The following is a 15,698-nucleotide window of genomic DNA, read 5'->3' as shown; positions in this document are numbered from 1 at the left end:
TTCAATGTTAATGCTAACTTGTTTAGCTTTGGTGGTGTAAGACTGGAGCAAACATACCAGGTAGGAGAAGTAAGTGAGCAACGTCTTAGCGGAAAAGCGGGCACTGATCGTCGGCGCGGTGATTAACTTCCTCATGGCGATGGCGGGGTGGGCCGCGTATTATTATTCCAGCTCCCAAGCCATATTGCTCGACGGTAATTTTTCATTTATCGCTTTTTTGGTGACGCTGATTGCGATAAAAATTTCAGCCATAAAGTCTAACCGAACTCAGACGTTTCCTTTAGGGCAGTTTGCTTATGAGGCGCTATTTTCATTTGCTAAGGGCATTTTGCTGATTGGCGTGCTATTAATGGCGTTCAGTGCCAACTTTTCGAAAATAATTCAATACCTTAACGGCGAAAGCTTAGTGCCACTTAATGGTGAGGTGATTTTATATTACACCCCGGCTATGGTGGTGTTATGTTTTAGTCTGGCGTATTTCTGCCATTTTCAAAATCGTAAAGTTAACTTTAGTAGTACCATTTTAAAAGCCGAGTTTACTAGCTCACGTTTAGATGGCGTGATGTCGTTAGCCACAGGTTTAGCCTTGATATCGATTCGCTTTGTTGATATTGACGGCGTCGCGGGCTTTTTACATTACATAGGCGACTCACTGCTTGTCATAGTACTGGTATTATTGCTTGGAAAGGGGCCTTTTGTGTTAGTTCGAGACTCCTTTATTGAGTTAGCCGGTGGACAGCTTCAAAACCAGCAAGACAGGGCTAAAATTATGGCTGTTCTAGAGGCCAGATTTGGCACAGAAGGCATGCTTAAAGACAGCTTTATCTCTAAAACGGGCAGCAGTTATTTGGTTGTGGCGTATATCGATAGCCAAGCCTTGGGCTCTCTGAGCATGGCAGACTTAATGACTCACAAGCATCATATCGTAGCAGAGTTGGCTGATACTTATCCTAACTCTACATTCGAAATAGCCTTAACTTAAAGCGATATATTTTTTATTACGAAGAAGGTCTATGTAATGACAGGGTTACGCGGCGCTTATAGGGATAACGAGGATTATCGCTTTTACTGGCTCATGTTGAGTCAACTTTAGGGCCAGCTATTGAGTGAATAGGTTACGGGATAGGAAGCATCCGCACCTTTACCCTAACCGAGTCGTACGTGATTAGCTGTGGAGGTTATTGAGTTGGTAAATGATCAGCTGCAAAGACGCGTGCTGACCTTGCAAATAGGGCAAATCCTTTACCTACCAGCGGTATCGCCAATGTCAAAAGCACTGGTGGTAGCTCCGTCATAGTAATAATCTCGTGGTATTAGTGAAAGCTGAAATTAAATCATGTTGGAGGGAGGAGCCCTCAACAGCAATATACAAAAGGAATACATATGTTTATCCCGCGGATATTTCGACAACAAGACCAACGCAAATGCATTGAGTTGATCAAGCATTACCCTTTTGCCAGCATGATAGTGCAAACCGAGCAGGGGGTAGACGTACATCATTTGCCTTTGGTATTACAGTCTGATGGTGAGCAGCTCAAGTTATTGGGGCACATTGCAAAAGCCAACCCCCTATGGAAGCAGGTTGAAGAGCAGGCGCCGGTGTTGATCACGTTTCAAGGCCCCAATGCATATATTTCGCCTAATTGGTATCCCAGTAAACAACGCGATGGTAAAGCGGTGCCTACTTGGAACTATATTGCGGTACATGTGCGAGGCCAGGTCACTTTTTCGCATCGAGGTGACAGTAAAAGAGCAATGCTTACGGCGCTTACTGAGCAGTTAGAAGCAGGCCAAGCGCAGCCATGGCAGTTGACTGATGCGCCTGAGGCGTATGTCACAAAGATGCTGAGCGCGATTGTTGGATTTGAAATAAAAGTGCAATCTATTGAAGGTAAATGGAAAATTAGTCAAAACCAATCATTCGAAAATCAGCAAGGCGTGGTCAACGGCCTTGGAGACGTGGGGCAGCAAGTGACGAGTATGTTAGACCATAGGCAACAAGCGCAGACCATGCAAACTCTGGTCGAGCAACTGCTTACGTCGCAGGAGTAAGGCGTAAAAACATCAGCATAAGGATATGCATGAAATACAAAGTGGAAATGATATTTGCGTTCATTTTGGCCGGATTTAATGGCTTGCTTGGCGGTTTGGGTTACGGCTTCTTTCTATTAACTCAAACGTCTGGCGCGGTGTCGGATATTCCAGTCTATAAGGTTTTGCTGGTGGCTATTGCTATCGCTATAATCACCTATTGTGTCAGTTTTTATAAACTCATAAAACTCGCGAAGCAGGGTTAAACGCTGAAGCATGGCTGGCTATCCAAACCAAGCGCATGCGCGAGTGCTGTAGCATGCTGACAGAAGGTAAAAACCTTGAAAGCGCTATCATCAATTTTTCGGCGTGGCATTATTGTCGCATTGCAATGGGGGAGTTTAAGTTTGAATTTTCACCGAGCAAGCATGCCGACTCAGAATCATCTCACCCAGCATTAAGTCATGAGAAAGAGTTGCGTATCGTATCGACGTGGTTCAATTAAACATTTAGCTTCCCTACTCAGTTTACTCTGTTATTTAGCGCCTCTGACGAGTCTCTATATGATTATTTCTTGTAGGTAAATCGATACCTTTTGGCTTTGATCAACACGTATTACGCCGTTTTGCATTGGCATACCCAGTGCCTCAGTGCTCTAAAGCGCAGTGAACAGTGAACAGTGAACAGTGAACAGTGAACAGTGAGCATGAGCAAAAACAAGCGACGATGAATGAAATCTTGCTTACCGTATTACGTCAAATCACTCACGCTTTCATCACCCTTTATGATTGACCTATAGTCACCAAAAAAAGAAGGGGACGCCGACGGCCCCGCCAGTGTTTTGTTGATTGCCATTTTTGAATAAGGTTAAGACGCGGGGCTTTCAGCCGCGAAGAGTTTTGAAATGGAAAGCCGTACCACAGATGATTGACCACAAGTCGAGTTAGGGACGGGCACTGTTTAGGTCTTCAGCGCTATTACAGCACTTTATATTGTTTATGGCAGTGCTCCTGAGCAATGTAGCGACATCATTGAGCTCGCGCAGCGGTCTGACCAACGCGCGCAATGATACATTGAAGCATTGCGCGCGTTAGCAGCACTTGATTGCTCCCCACACGAGGCAAGTAATCTGGGGAGAGCGAGTCGTTAGCAATTACTCAATGGAAAAGTCCGCCGCGATAATGTTGCTGGCAAAGCCTTGGTATGCTGTTTCAAACTGTTGCGCCATGGTGTCTGGGAATAAATGGAACTCTCCTGTGGCGAGTGCATTAATGATACCGTGGGCGACTACGCTAGCAGGCTCTGCCATTTCCTCCACGCCACCTTGGGCTGCCATATCCGTTGCGATAGGACCTGGGTGAACACTCAATACTTGTACTCCTTGAGCATTTAGCTCGTCCCGCAGAGCTTGGGTTACCGAGTAAGCCGCTGCTTTAGAAGCTGAGTAAGTGGCGACTGGTGAAAAAGCTCGAAGCGAGGCCACCGAGTTAATTTGCACTAAAGCTGAAGGTTGATTTTTGATCAGCGTAGTGGCAAAGGCTTGGCTGATATGCAGCAAGCCTAAGGTATTTACTTGGAATTCTTGAGCGATAGCTGTTGCTGCGTTGGCATCAAGAATATGGGTCGGTATGAGTACCCCAGCATTGTTGATTAGCAAATTGATGTCTGGCGCTTGGGCGGGTAACGCGCGAATGGTGTCGACTTCACTTAAGTCTACGGTTAACGGTATCACGCGGTCAGGAAAGTCATTCACTAAGTCTTGGATGGCAGCCGGCTTTCTTACCGCGAGATAGACTTTTTTCACGCCTTGTGCCAGCAATGTTTCGGCGATACTGCGACCAATTCCTCGATTTGCGCCCGTCACTAATGCCACTTTGCCTTCTACTTTAAAGCTCATACTTAATCCTTTCCTCATTTATTTATGAATAGTTTTGTCTTTTTTTTCAAACGGATAATAGGTTGCAATCCATTCTGTACCGAACGGTAGGGTTGAGCTAATACTTACCGATCGGTACAATAATGGCAAGTGTTTTTTATGATCTTTTTTTGAGGATTTTATGACTGGGCGTAAACGCGGCTTTGATCTTGAGCTAGCGCTATCTGCAGCTACTCAGGTTTTTTGGCAAAATGGTTATGCAGGTACGTCATTGGCTGATTTGACCGTGGCGATGGGCATTAATAAACCCAGTTTGTATGCCTGCTTTGGAAATAAAGAAGCGTTATTTATTAAAGCCCTAGATTATTATAAGCAACGCATTGTGGCGCCAGCTTTTGAACCTTTGTGGTCGGAGTCTGGGTCATCAAAACAAAAACTGCATCAGTGCTTGTGTGCTTTTGCAGGTATCTTAACTTTGCCTGAAAAGCCTGCGGGGTGCTTTGTGTCTACTTGCACCGCTGAGTCTTGTAGCTTGGCAATGCCAAAGCAGGCGCAGCAAGCATTACAACAAGCAGGCTTACAAAGCCAAAGCATGCTACTGCAGTTTTTTGAACAAGAAATTGCCGAGGGCAGACTGGCAATTTCTTGTCAGCCCAAAGATTTGGTTGAGTACACGCTGACGTTTATCCATGGTATGGCTGTGCAAGCCAAAGCGGGTAAAGATCAACAAGCGTTGGCGCGACTAGCTGACATGATATTGGCGTTGTCATTACTTGACGCCCCTTCGCAAGGAAATAAAGAAAATGCCTCAGCCTAATGGAGTTATCCAACCTTTACAGCTTGATCACTTGGTTTTACGCAGCGTGAACCCGTCGCGGTTAATTGCTTTTTATTGCCAAGTGCTCGGTTGTACCGTAGAGCGAGAAACATCCCCTCAGGTTGGCTTGACTCAGCTACGAGCGGGAGCCGCCTTGATTGATATTGTGGATGTAAACGCTGCGCTTGGCTCTGCAGGCGGTGCCGCGCCGAGTCGTACTGGAAATAACATGGATCACTTTTGCTTGCAAATAGCGCCAGTGAGCGAAGCGCAAATCATTCGCCACTTAAGGCTTCATGGCGTAGAAGCAGGGGCATTTCGCCATCGTTATGGCGCGCAGGGCAGAGGCGCTTCCCTTTATATAGAAGATTGCGACGGGAATCAGCTTGAGCTTCGTTGCAAGCTGGCAAAATAATCCCGGGATCTTGTTGTCATCTTAGCGGGTTAACCCTTGACATCTTAACTTGATTGATTAATAGTCAAAATCTGTAATAGAAATTAAATTGATAGCTTTTAACTATCAATTTAATTGTTAGAAACGATTCGCGAAAAGCACTTTAATAGGCCATTATTTAGCTGGTTTTAAGAGTTAACCTTTATAAATTAATCCATGACTTTCAAGAGGAAATAAAAATGGTTTTAGTCGGAAGAGAAGCACCAGATTTCACAGCTGCAGCGGTACTAGGTAACGGTGAGATTGTAGATAGCTTTAACCTAAAAGAATTCACCAAAGGTAAAGCAGCGGTAATCTTTTTCTACCCACTTGATTTCACATTTGTTTGTCCTTCTGAGCTAATCGCTTTCGACAAGCGTTTCCAAGATTTTCAAGATAAAGGCGTTGAAGTAATCGGTGTCTCTATCGATTCTCAGTTCTCTCACAACGCATGGCGTAACACTGCTGTTGAAAACGGCGGCATCGGTGAAGTGAAATACCCATTGGTTGCAGACGTTAAACACGAAATCTGTCAAGCATATGACGTTGAGCACCCAGAAGCTGGCGTTGCTTTCCGTGGTTCTTTCCTCGTTGATAAAGCGGGTGTTGTTCGTCACCAAGTAGTGAACGACCTACCACTGGGCCGTAACATCGACGAAATGCTACGTATGGTTGACGCGCTTAACTTCCACGAAGAGCACGGCGAAGTATGTCCTGCACAGTGGGAAGAAGGCAAATCAGGCATGGACGCTTCACCTGAAGGTGTTGCTAAGTACCTATCTGAGCACACTGAAGACCTATAATCTTAGTGGCTTAAATGAAAAAACCGCGTATGTTCGCGGTTTTTTTATGTCCGATTTTTATCACCAAGCTTTGTGTCAAAAGGGCCGCTTGCCCTGTTTAATCGAAACAAATTTCTATATAAGCTGAGCCGAATTCTGAAGTGAAGGGCATCAGTACTTTTTTGCCTTCTGATTTGTGTGAAATGGTATGCGCTTTACCGGACACAACCACGGGCGTTGCCATATCAAAGTCAAAGCCTTTATCTGCCAATAACCGCTTGGCCCCACCTGTTACCATATTGGTGATCTCTCCCACCATATCAGATACTTCATCATTAATGCCGGCAGGTTTTTCACCTAACATGCGGCTCATAACCTCAAGGGCTAAGCCTTCTTCAAAAGTGATAGAGAAAGAGCCTTTTGTCTCAGGACTGACCATGCCGATTAAACCGGACACGTCGCCTCGTGCTAAGGTGTCATTTTTTAGTTTAGGTTTACCGGGAGAGAGTTTTAATTGTGCCATGGTTTCTAACACATTGAGTAAAGAGGTCAGAAACGGGTTTACAAATTCTACATTCATATGCGGCTTCTATTTTAGCTAATGGAACAGAGCGGGTTCACTACTGGCAATCCTTGCAGGTGCCGTGAGCTTCTATGGTTTTATTATTGACTAAAAATCCGTGACTGAGGGCGGTATCGTTAAAAGTTTTATCGATAGCCTCATTATGTAATTCAATCACGGTGCCACAATGGTCGCATATTAGCAGTTGCATGGCATGATGTGAGTCAAAGTGTGGGCAAAGTATGAAAGTATTGTCCGACTCTATTCTGTGAATAAAACCTTGCTCCAGTAAAAAGTCGAGAGCCCGGTAAATTGTCGGTGGCTTGGCTGACTTTTCCGTTTGTTGCAATTGCTCAAGTAAGTCATAGGCGCTGATGGCCCCTGGGCTTGCTAGCATCAATAGAAAGACTTTTTGCCTGATAGGGGTAAACCGTATTTGCCGTTGTTGGCATAGTTCAGTGGCTTTTTGAAACAGCTGCTCGTTCATAGTGAAAGCTATCAATGTGGTAAAAAGTTAGCTTAGCATGAAATCATCATCGCTGATATTGCTTCTGTTTAACTTCAACTTTTTCTTTAACATGCATCTTTTTGGCGATGGCGTTTATGTGTCAGTTTCGAGGATTTTTAAGCTTAACGAATGGCTGAATATGACTATTTTTAACAATTCTGAGTTCAAAAAGGTGATTTTTAACCTATCTTTTTCTTTACAATGCCAGCTTTCTATCGCGGTATGAGCTTCGTGTAATCGCGGTGGGCGGCCGGTCAGAGCAAGCCATATTATAAACCCTGATTGAATGCGAACAAAAAAAAGTGCTTATGGTTGATTCTGCTTCAAAGATATTTAATTGAAGTTGAAAAAATTACTTTTCTCTATCCCCTAAGTAGTTGATTCGACGACGAGTGATTTTAATGAAGTAGCATTATATCGAGAAAAGTCAAATTCAGGTCACAAAAAAGGCTTGTTAAGCATAGTCAAGTTGTTTAGTATTGCACCGGATTAAAATGTTAGCTGGGTCAAAATTCTTTACGCTGTACTTAAAGAAAAATAAAGCTATTTCATAAAAAATACAAAATTAAGAAGTACTCTCTCCCTACAATATTGGCAATGATGCCAAAACGCGACCTCAAAGGACTATGATTATGGGCAGCAAAGGCCAAATTAGGCAGTTTGGTAAGCAATCCAGCTTTTTGTATCGGTTGGTAGATATTATTTTTATATCTCTCGCCCTCTTTATTTCTATCCAGTTTCATCAAGTTAGTATTAATGTTCATTACGCTACCGTGGCTCTATTGGCTACTGTGAGTTTTACCATTGCATCTGAAAGCGTTGACCTTTATCGCTCTTGGCGTGGCAGTAACTTTAGTTACTTAGCCATGTTGACCACTTTTAGTTGGGGAGGTGTATGCGCATTACTTATGCTGCTTGCATACTTTACAAAGTTAGGTGTGGAGTATTCTCGGTTAGTCATTGGCGCTTGGTTTATTATCACCTTATTCTGCCTTTTAGCATGGCGTATTTGTTTAAGGTTCTATCGCGCTCAGATGCGTAGACAAGGGCTGAATACAAGAAATGCAGTGGTCATTGGTGTTACGTCTCAAGCGGTTGCCCTCGTCAAGAGTTTACAAAAGCATCCAGAAATTGGTGTTAAAGTATTAGGCTTTTATGATGATCGCTGTGTATCCCGTTTTGAAGACGAAGGTGAACTGCCTGCTAAATTTAGAGGGGATGCAGAGAAAGCATTGAAACTTGCAAAAAAAGGTGCGATTGAGCGTGTTTATATTGCCTTACCTATGCATGCTAAAGGTCGTATATCGCATTTATTGTCGGAGTTTGCTGACACTACGGCATGTACTTATCTTGTCCCAGATTTCTTCACTTATAACCTGCTTCACTCGCGTTGGGATTCTATCGGGGATATTCATACTCTAAGTGTATTTGATACTCCTTTTAACGGAATTAGCAGCTGGATAAAGAGACTCGAAGATATTGTTTTATCAAGTTTAATACTTACTCTCATTTCACCTGTATTACTGATGATTGCGATTGCTGTGAAAGTAACTTCACCAGGCCCAATAATTTTTAAGCAGTTTCGTTATGGGTTAGATGGCCGGAAGATTAAGGTATGGAAATTTCGTTCTATGTCGACCATGGACAATGGTAACACGGTCAAGCAAGCAACTAAGAATGACCCAAGAGTTACACCCCTTGGTAACTTTTTGCGCAGAACCTCTTTAGATGAACTACCTCAGTTTATTAATGTACTACAAGGCCGTATGTCCATTGTGGGCCCTAGACCTCACGCAGTTGCTCACAATGAAGAGTACCGAGTGCTTGTTGAAAGGTACATGTTAAGACATAAAGTCAAACCGGGTATTACGGGATGGGCACAAATTAACGGTTGGCGCGGTGAAACTGACACCTTGGATAAAATGGAAAAGCGGGTTCAATTCGACTTGGATTATATCCACCGCTGGTCACTATGGTTGGATATTAAGATTGTGTTCTTAACCATATTTAAGGGATTTGTAAGTAAAACAGCTTATTAAGTAGTTAAGGTGAAGTGGAATATGTGCTATAGGCAGTTGGCATTAGTTGTTTTCTCATGCTGTTGGAGTGTTTCAGCATGGTCTGAGGTGTCATTGACTCCGTTTGTGTCAGAAAATGGGATTCGGATTCCTGCGTCGGGTACGAACACTTATCCCATTCAGACGGCAAATGGCATAGAAGTGTTACCTTCATTCGATGTGGTCAGCTTCTATGATGATAATGTTACAAATACCAATGCGCAGACGACCACTTCTTGGGGCTCTATTCTGTCTCCTGCCATAGCTGTCGCGATACAACCCAGCCGTCATAAATATGAGTTGAGGTATAGATTGTCTCGAGGGGATTACTTTAGCTCTAAACAAGACAATTATACGGATCACTTCTTTAATCTTTTTTCTGGCTTTGAATTTAATACTCGTAATCGCCTTTTCGTATATTACGATTTTACTGCCGGTCATGATGAACGCGGTGATGGTATCTCTGAGGGAGTCGGAGACCTCATCGATGAGGTCGTTAGGTATCACATTCATGACGCGTCTTTAAAGTATCGCTTTGGCGGTAACCATGCTACCGGAAGGTTAGAGTTTTCTTTAGGGTACGAAGATAAAGCCTATCGAAACTTTAGAGAAACTACCCAGTTCCGAGATTTCGACGCGATTAATTATCAAGCCGCCTTTTATTATCGTTTAGCACCAAAGTCTAGTTTGTTGTTCGAAGTGATGAAAAATGATAAGCGATATGACAAAGTCAGCTTGAATAACATTTCGAGAGACTCCGATGACCATTTCGTTTTTGTTGGAGCATCTTGGGATACTACGGCGAGTATTACAGGAACGGCAAAAGTGGGTTACCAGCATAAAAGATTCAAAGCTGGTGAAAGAAAGAATTTTGAAGATATTAGTTGGGATGTAGGTTTAACTTGGTATGTAAAACCTTTCTCTTCTATCGAGCTTAACTCACAACGAAGTGCAAAAGATCCCGAGCAGTCTGGCGATTATAAGCAAGTAACTTTAATCGACCTTACTTGGCAGCATTATTGGCTGCCTCAACTTAATAGCTCTTTAAGTTGGTCATTCATTAATGATGACTTCAAAGGCATTACTCGTGAAGATGATACTCATCAATATTCTCTAGGGCTTAACTATGACTTTCATCGATGGTTGAGTTTGGGGGCGGGTGTTCACATTAAGAATAAAAATTCAAACCAAAATTCAATTGGTTATGATAAGAACTTGTTTTTTATAACAGCTAAAGTAGTGATGTAAAAATGAAAAAAACGTATACATTTATATTGGGTTTTTTGTCTTGTTTTATAGCCGCATTTGGCTGGGCAAATGATTTTGAAGCAAATTATAAGTTGGGAGCGGGAGATACTATATCTATTCAGGTATATGGCGAACCTGAGTTATCGACTGAGATTCTGCTTAATGATAGTGGTCGAATTAACTATCCATTTTTAGGTCGTTTACAAGTGAAGGGACTAACTGTAGAAAAAGTGAAAGATACCATTGAGAATGGTTTAAAGGGTGACTATTTAATTTCACCTAATGTGCATGTAAGTATTACATCATATCGCTCATTCTTTATAAACGGTGAGGTCAAACAACCTGGTGGCTATGAATTTCAACCAGGTTTAACGGTCAATAAAGCCATCGCTTTGGCTGGCGGTTTTACCGAGAGAGCTTCTAAGTCGGATATTATTCTGTCTTCTAGCGATAACCCGAATAGGAAGGGGTTAAGTGTCGAGTTGTCAAAAAAAATAATGCCTGGCGACATCCTTACTGTTGAACAAAGCTTCTTCTAATAATTGGGGTATAAGAATATGGAACAAAAATCACCTTCGCTTATGCCTGCAGTTGAGCAGATGATAGACATAAAGCAAGTTTGGATGACATTGATGAAGTACAAGTGGTTAATTATGTTTTTTTCCATTGTCGTTACGTCGATAGCGACCATGGTAGCCTTATCCAAACCGTCGATTTATACTTCAACAGCAACCTTATTGATTGAGTCAAAGCAAGCTAAAGCGGTGTCCGTGGAAGAAGTCTATGGCTTAGATCCACGTATCAATGAGTACTTCTTAACTCAGTTCGAAATCCTGAAATCAGATGCTATTGCTATGGATGTTATTAATAAGCTTGACCTTATCAATAACCCTGAGTTTAATCCTAACTTAACGCCGAAAAAGAAATTAATCGATTTTGATCTGGTCTCGTTACTTCCTTTCTTAGCAAACTTTAAGAAACCGCCTGTTGCGGTATCGCCAGAAAGGTTAGCTTTTAAGACCGAACAACAAGTGCTTTCGGCATTTAAATCTAAACTGGCTATTATGCCAATTCGAAAGACTCAGTTAGTGAGGATTTCATTTAAAAGTGAAAACCCTCAGTTGGCTGCCGATATTGCAAACGCTGTCGGTAATGCTTACATCGAAAGTAACTTGGATGCGACGTTACAAGTAGCCAATAAAGCTTCTGGTTGGTTGAACGAAAGAATGTCAACACTGAAGACGGCACTGCAACAATCTGAAGAAACGCTGCAGCGCTTTTTACAAGACGAAGGTCTCGTTGATATTGAAGGTGTTGGCGGCTTGGCCAGTCAAGAGTTGAATGAGCTCACTACACAGTTAAACCATGCAAGAGATCGTCGCGTAGCTTCTGAGTCTCTTAATAACATGTTACAAGAAAACTCGAACAGTGTTTCTCAATTAACAAGCATTCCTGAAATTACTAATCACCCTGTTATCCGTGATAGTAAACTCGCAGTTTCTACAGCCCAGCGTAAAGTATCAGACTTAAGTAAACGATACGGGCCCAAACACCCAACCATGAAAGCAGCTAATGCTGAGCTAAGAAATGCAAGGGCGAATTTGAATCAGGAAATTAAGCAGCTAATGGCTGGCTTATCGACTGAACTGGCAGCTGCAAAGCAAGCAGAGAAAACGCTAGAGAGCGAATTAGAAAAGCGAAAATTTGAGTATCAAAGCTTAACGGTTAAAAGCTCTCAGTATGCGGAGTTAAAGCGAGAAGTTGATTCAAATAGACAGCTGTATGACTTGTTTTTAACACGCTACAAAGAAACTTCTGCTTCTAGTGACTTTGGCTCAACCATTGCGCGCTTTACTGATAATGCAAAGCCTGCTCTTTTCCCAAGTGCTCCAAATAGAAAGATGATGGTGATTATCGCTTTTGTATTTGCATTTGGTTTTGCTTGTGTCGTCGCATTTGTAGTTGAAGCGATGAATGATACATTTACCAGAGTTAAGCAAGTTGAACCAGAACTAGGTGTTAACTTATTAGGCGTACTTCCTGAGATAAAAGTAAAGAAAAAGAAGCTACCGGTTAATATTTACTTTGATGAAAAACAGAAAGCTTATTCTGAAGGCATCAGAAGTATTCGAACGGGTTACATGTTGTCGAATATGAATCAAGAAAACAAAGTCTTAATGTTAACCTCTTCAGAGCCGAATGAAGGGAAAACGAGCGTTTCAGTTAGTCTGGCATACTCCTTAGCACAGCTTGAAAAAACAATTTTAATTGATTGTGACCTTCGACGCCCTTCATTAGCTAAGCGTTTTGGTATTCCAGCATCACAGCCTGGCTTAGCCAACTTAATTGCGGGTACGCATTCTTTTGAAGAGTGTTTAGTGAAAGACGAAGCAACAGGGTTAGACGTACTTGTTGCTGGGTTAATTCCGCCTAATCCACAGGAATTGATTGCCTCTGCCAATTTTGGCCAGTTAATCAGCAACCTTAAGCAGCAGTACAATAGGGTTGTGATTGATACAGCGCCTTGCCAAGCCGTGAGTGATGCATTATTGATTTCAAAAAATGTAGATTCCTGTATTCTCGTTACAAAAGCCGAGCAAACACGTACTGTAATAGTGAAACAAACTCTTGGTAAGCTTGTTCAGCAAGGTGTGAAAATTGATGGTGTGATTCTGAATAACCTGAATATGAAGAAAGCACAGCGTTATGGTGACTTTGAGAGTTACTCTGAATATTACAGCGCAGCACAAGTAGCGGTTTAAGAACGTTAATTAAGAGATTAAAATATGAACGCAACAATCAAAAAATGTTTATTTCCTGCTGCAGGATATGGAACTCGTTTCCTTCCTGCAACCAAGTCTATGCCAAAGGAAATGATGCCTATTGTGAATAAGCCTTTGATTGAATACGGTGTGGATGAAGCCATTGCCGCTGGCATTGATGGCATGTGTATTGTTACTGGTCGCGGCAAGCATTCTTTATCTGATCATTTTGATTCTAACTATGAGTTAGAGCATCAAATTAGTGGCACAGCAAAAGAAGACATGTTGATTGATATTCGTAATATCATCGATACTGCTAAGTTTACTTTTATCCGCCAGAGAGAAATGAAAGGTCTTGGTCACGCTATCTTAACCGGTAAAGAGTTGGTTGGGGATGAGCCTTTTGCTGTAGTGCTAGCCGATGATTTATGCATCAACCCTGATGAAGGCGTACTTGCTCAAATGGTTGCTTTGTATAAGCAATTCCGTTGTAGCATTGTTGCGGTTGAAGAAGTCCCTGCTGACGAAACACACAAGTATGGTGTGATAGCCGGTGAGATGATCAAAGATGATTTATTTCGTGTTGATGATATGGTGGAAAAGCCTGAGCCTGGAACCGCGCCAAGTAACATGGCGATCATTGGCCGTTATATTCTAACCCCTGACATTTTTGATATCTTGGAAACGCAAGAACCAGGTAAAGGTGGCGAAATCCAAATTACAGATGCCTTGTTGAAGCAAGCGAAGTCAGGCTGTGTGTTAGCATATAAATTTAAAGGGCGTCGATTTGACTGTGGTAGCGTACCTGGTTTCATCGAGGCGACAAACTACTGTTATGAGAAGTTCTATAAAGGTTAAACTGTTTGATTAACCACAGTTAAAAAAGAGGCTTTTAAGCCTCTTTTTTAATTAGAGAGCGAGGTTGAACTAGCTTTTTGCCCCTGTAAATAACTCTTGTGCTAACATCGTCCTTTCATTTACAGGCATAAAGAAACCTTGGTTTTAAACCTATTCGGGCAAGGAACACTCATTGATAGATTTACATTGCCATATACTTCCAGGTATAGATGATGGCCCGCCCTCATACCTTACTAGTGTGCTTATGCTTCAAGCTGCTAAGGATGATGGTATTTCCCACTGCGTGTTTACTCCTCATATAGAAGCCGGAAGGTTTGATAATGATAAGGCGATAATTACTCAGTCTTTTAACTCTTTACTAGAACATGCAAGTGATTACTCCTGTTCTTTTGCTGCTGAGGTCCGTTTAGATCCTCAAATTATGCAGTGGGTAAAACAGGAAAAATTGCCTTTTTTAGGTCGTTACCGTAATAAAGACGTTTTACTGCTTGAATTTCCTCATAGCCATATTCCACCTGGGAGTGATAACTTAACGGCCTGGTTATTAGCTCAAGGGGTGTTACCTATGATTGCCCACCCGGAACGTAATCGAGCGGTATGGGAACAGCCTAGTAAACTGCAACCGTTTATTAAACAGGGCTGCTTAATGCAAATTACCGCGGGAGCCTTACTGGGGCAGTTTGGCGAGATCAGTTTACAAAGGGCAGAAGAGTTGCTGCAACAAGGATTGGTTGATGTGATGGCCAGCGACGCTCATAACTTGACTAATCGCCCTCCAAAGCTTGCAGCGGCTAAAAACAGGGCATGCGAGTTAATTGGAGAGGTCAAAGCGAAGGCGTTAGTGGTTGACACTCCCGCTGCTATTTTAGGTTTCTGATGGCCTTCCTTGGCAGCCTCGGCTGATTGCTTGCACAAGCTCTATCGCATCGAATTTGGTCAGCGCTTCGTCGGCCCCTACTTGCTTAGCCCGGTCGACGCTTATTTCGCTCGACAACGACGTATGTAAAATGATGTATGCGTCGGCGATGGCCGGAGCACTGCGCACTTCAAAGGTCAGCTCATAGCCATCTAATCCGGGCATCTCGATATCGCTGACCAAAATAGTTACGGCTTGGCCTTCGGCCTGGCTTTGCTTCATATAATCAAACGCGTCGTGGCCATTGTGCTTAACTTGATAGCTTAAACCCAAGTCATCCAATGCCGTCATTAATTGGCGTCTGGCAACCGCTGAATCGTCCACCAATAAAATGTGCTGCTCGACTAAGCGGGCAAGCACATCTGGACTGACATGAGGCAGCTCAGTGTTGGCTTCATTAGGGTAAATTTGATCAAGCAAAAGCTCAACGTCTAGCAGTTGAACGAGGCTGTCCTCAATGTGAGTAACGCCAGTCATATAGGTGCCTTTACCTAAATGACTGGGGGGCGGTACAATCTTTTTCCAATCACAGGGGCTAATTTTATCTATGCCTCGGACTAAGAAGCCAACTAATTGGCGGCTACAATCGGTCACTATGATCACGCAATTAGCCATTTCTTCACTGGCAATAGGACGAAAACCTACCGCAGCAGGCATGTCTATCACGGCGATCGTCTTACCACGAAAATCAGCTGCGCCTAATACATATGGATGGGCATTCGGAATTGGCCTATAGGGTTTGTAGGGGATAATTTCTTGTACCTTCAAGGTGCCTATAGCAAATGTTTGCTGGCTAGAAAGCTGAAACGTGAGTAATCCTTGAGATTGGTTTTGCTGCATCTATCTAC

General features: G+C 42.8%; 17 protein-coding genes. 13 read left to right on the top strand and 4 right to left on the bottom strand.

Translation table 11 applies throughout. The features are described from left to right. Positions 1 to 73 precede the first annotated feature (73 nt). From D1Z90_RS09410 to D1Z90_RS09395, 4 genes are all read left to right on the top strand, one after another. Positions 74 to 982: a cation efflux transmembrane domain-containing protein gene (locus tag D1Z90_RS09410; protein WP_119910503.1), complete on the top strand. Its 909-nt coding sequence runs from the start codon at positions 74 to 76 to the stop codon at positions 980 to 982. Positions 983 to 1,383: 401 nt separating this feature from the next. Beyond that, complete coding sequence (locus tag D1Z90_RS09405) at positions 1,384 to 2,052, top strand: FMN-binding negative transcriptional regulator (protein ID WP_119910502.1); 669 nt, start codon at positions 1,384 to 1,386, stop codon at positions 2,050 to 2,052. Positions 2,053 to 2,081: 29 nt separating this feature from the next. Then, positions 2,082 to 2,297, top strand: coding sequence for a hypothetical protein (locus D1Z90_RS09400; RefSeq protein ID WP_119910501.1), 216 nt, complete (start codon positions 2,082 to 2,084; stop codon positions 2,295 to 2,297). A gap of 53 nt (positions 2,298 to 2,350) precedes the next feature. After that, a complete protein-coding gene (locus D1Z90_RS09395; protein ID WP_147378751.1) occupies positions 2,351 to 2,536 on the top strand; it encodes a hypothetical protein in 186 nt (61 codons plus the stop codon). A 648-nt stretch (positions 2,537 to 3,184) separates the two neighbouring features. On the opposite strand, the gene D1Z90_RS09390 is transcribed toward D1Z90_RS09395, so the two are convergent. Further along, positions 3,185 to 3,928, bottom strand: coding sequence for an SDR family oxidoreductase (locus D1Z90_RS09390; protein WP_119910499.1), 744 nt, complete (start codon positions 3,926 to 3,928; stop codon positions 3,185 to 3,187). 160 nt (positions 3,929 to 4,088) lie between these two features. Between D1Z90_RS09390 and D1Z90_RS09385 the strand changes: the two genes are divergently transcribed. The 3 genes from D1Z90_RS09385 (at position 4,089) to D1Z90_RS09375 (ending at position 5,960) form a co-directional block, all read left to right on the top strand. Further along, entirely contained in the window at positions 4,089 to 4,724 is a 636-nt protein-coding gene (locus tag D1Z90_RS09385; RefSeq protein ID WP_119910498.1) for a TetR/AcrR family transcriptional regulator, read from the top strand. Continuing rightward, positions 4,711 to 5,139 carry a VOC family protein gene (locus D1Z90_RS09380; RefSeq protein WP_119910497.1) on the top strand — a complete coding sequence of 143 codons (429 nt, stop codon included), beginning with the start codon at positions 4,711 to 4,713 and terminating at the stop codon, positions 5,137 to 5,139. The genes D1Z90_RS09385 and D1Z90_RS09380 overlap by 14 nt, the downstream gene beginning before the upstream one ends. A gap of 218 nt (positions 5,140 to 5,357) precedes the next feature. Beyond that, on the top strand, positions 5,358 to 5,960 hold the full coding sequence (locus tag D1Z90_RS09375) for a peroxiredoxin C (protein WP_119910496.1): 603 nt from the start codon (positions 5,358 to 5,360) through the stop codon (positions 5,958 to 5,960). Between the two features lie 97 nt (positions 5,961 to 6,057). Here D1Z90_RS09375 and D1Z90_RS09370 read toward each other — a convergent pair whose 3' ends face one another. After that, positions 6,058 to 6,519: a chemotaxis protein CheX gene (locus D1Z90_RS09370; RefSeq protein ID WP_119910495.1), complete on the bottom strand. Its 462-nt coding sequence runs from the start codon at positions 6,517 to 6,519 to the stop codon at positions 6,058 to 6,060. Between the two features lie 40 nt (positions 6,520 to 6,559). Then, positions 6,560 to 6,988 (bottom strand): zinc uptake transcriptional repressor Zur, encoded by a 429-nt coding sequence (gene zur / locus D1Z90_RS09365; protein ID WP_119910494.1) that lies wholly within the window; start codon positions 6,986 to 6,988, stop codon positions 6,560 to 6,562. Between the two features lie 653 nt (positions 6,989 to 7,641). Here zur and D1Z90_RS09360 point away from each other — a divergent pair. The 6 genes from D1Z90_RS09360 (at position 7,642) to D1Z90_RS09335 (ending at position 14,811) form a co-directional block, all read left to right on the top strand. Next, complete coding sequence (locus D1Z90_RS09360) at positions 7,642 to 9,048, top strand: undecaprenyl-phosphate glucose phosphotransferase (RefSeq protein ID WP_119910493.1); 1,407 nt, start codon at positions 7,642 to 7,644, stop codon at positions 9,046 to 9,048. A 9-nt stretch (positions 9,049 to 9,057) separates the two neighbouring features. Further along, the gene (locus D1Z90_RS09355) at positions 9,058 to 10,314 is read left to right on the top strand and encodes an outer membrane beta-barrel protein (protein WP_147378750.1); all 1,257 of its coding nucleotides are present in this window, start codon (positions 9,058 to 9,060) and stop codon (positions 10,312 to 10,314) included. A gap of 2 nt (positions 10,315 to 10,316) precedes the next feature. Then, positions 10,317 to 10,853, top strand: coding sequence for a polysaccharide biosynthesis/export family protein (locus D1Z90_RS09350; RefSeq protein WP_119910491.1), 537 nt, complete (start codon positions 10,317 to 10,319; stop codon positions 10,851 to 10,853). Between the two features lie 18 nt (positions 10,854 to 10,871). Beyond that, positions 10,872 to 13,076 (top strand): GumC family protein, encoded by a 2,205-nt coding sequence (locus D1Z90_RS09345; protein WP_119910490.1) that lies wholly within the window; start codon positions 10,872 to 10,874, stop codon positions 13,074 to 13,076. Between the two features lie 24 nt (positions 13,077 to 13,100). Continuing rightward, positions 13,101 to 13,934: a UTP--glucose-1-phosphate uridylyltransferase GalU gene (gene galU, locus D1Z90_RS09340; protein WP_119910489.1), complete on the top strand. Its 834-nt coding sequence runs from the start codon at positions 13,101 to 13,103 to the stop codon at positions 13,932 to 13,934. A gap of 172 nt (positions 13,935 to 14,106) precedes the next feature. After that, positions 14,107 to 14,811 carry a tyrosine-protein phosphatase gene (locus D1Z90_RS09335; protein WP_119910488.1) on the top strand — a complete coding sequence of 235 codons (705 nt, stop codon included), beginning with the start codon at positions 14,107 to 14,109 and terminating at the stop codon, positions 14,809 to 14,811. On the opposite strand, the gene D1Z90_RS09330 is transcribed toward D1Z90_RS09335, so the two are convergent. After that, on the bottom strand, positions 14,800 to 15,690 hold the full coding sequence (locus D1Z90_RS09330; protein ID WP_119910487.1) for a chemotaxis protein: 891 nt from the start codon (positions 15,688 to 15,690) through the stop codon (positions 14,800 to 14,802). The genes D1Z90_RS09335 and D1Z90_RS09330 overlap by 12 nt on opposite strands. Positions 15,691 to 15,698 lie beyond the last annotated feature (8 nt).

Origin of the sequence: Motilimonas pumila, assembly GCF_003596335.1 — a bacterium.
Taxonomy (GTDB): Bacteria; Pseudomonadota; Gammaproteobacteria; order Enterobacterales; family CBDFNC01; genus Motilimonas; species Motilimonas pumila.
The sequence above is the reverse complement of the archived record's forward strand: the minus strand, read 5'-3'. Positions and strand labels throughout refer to the sequence as shown.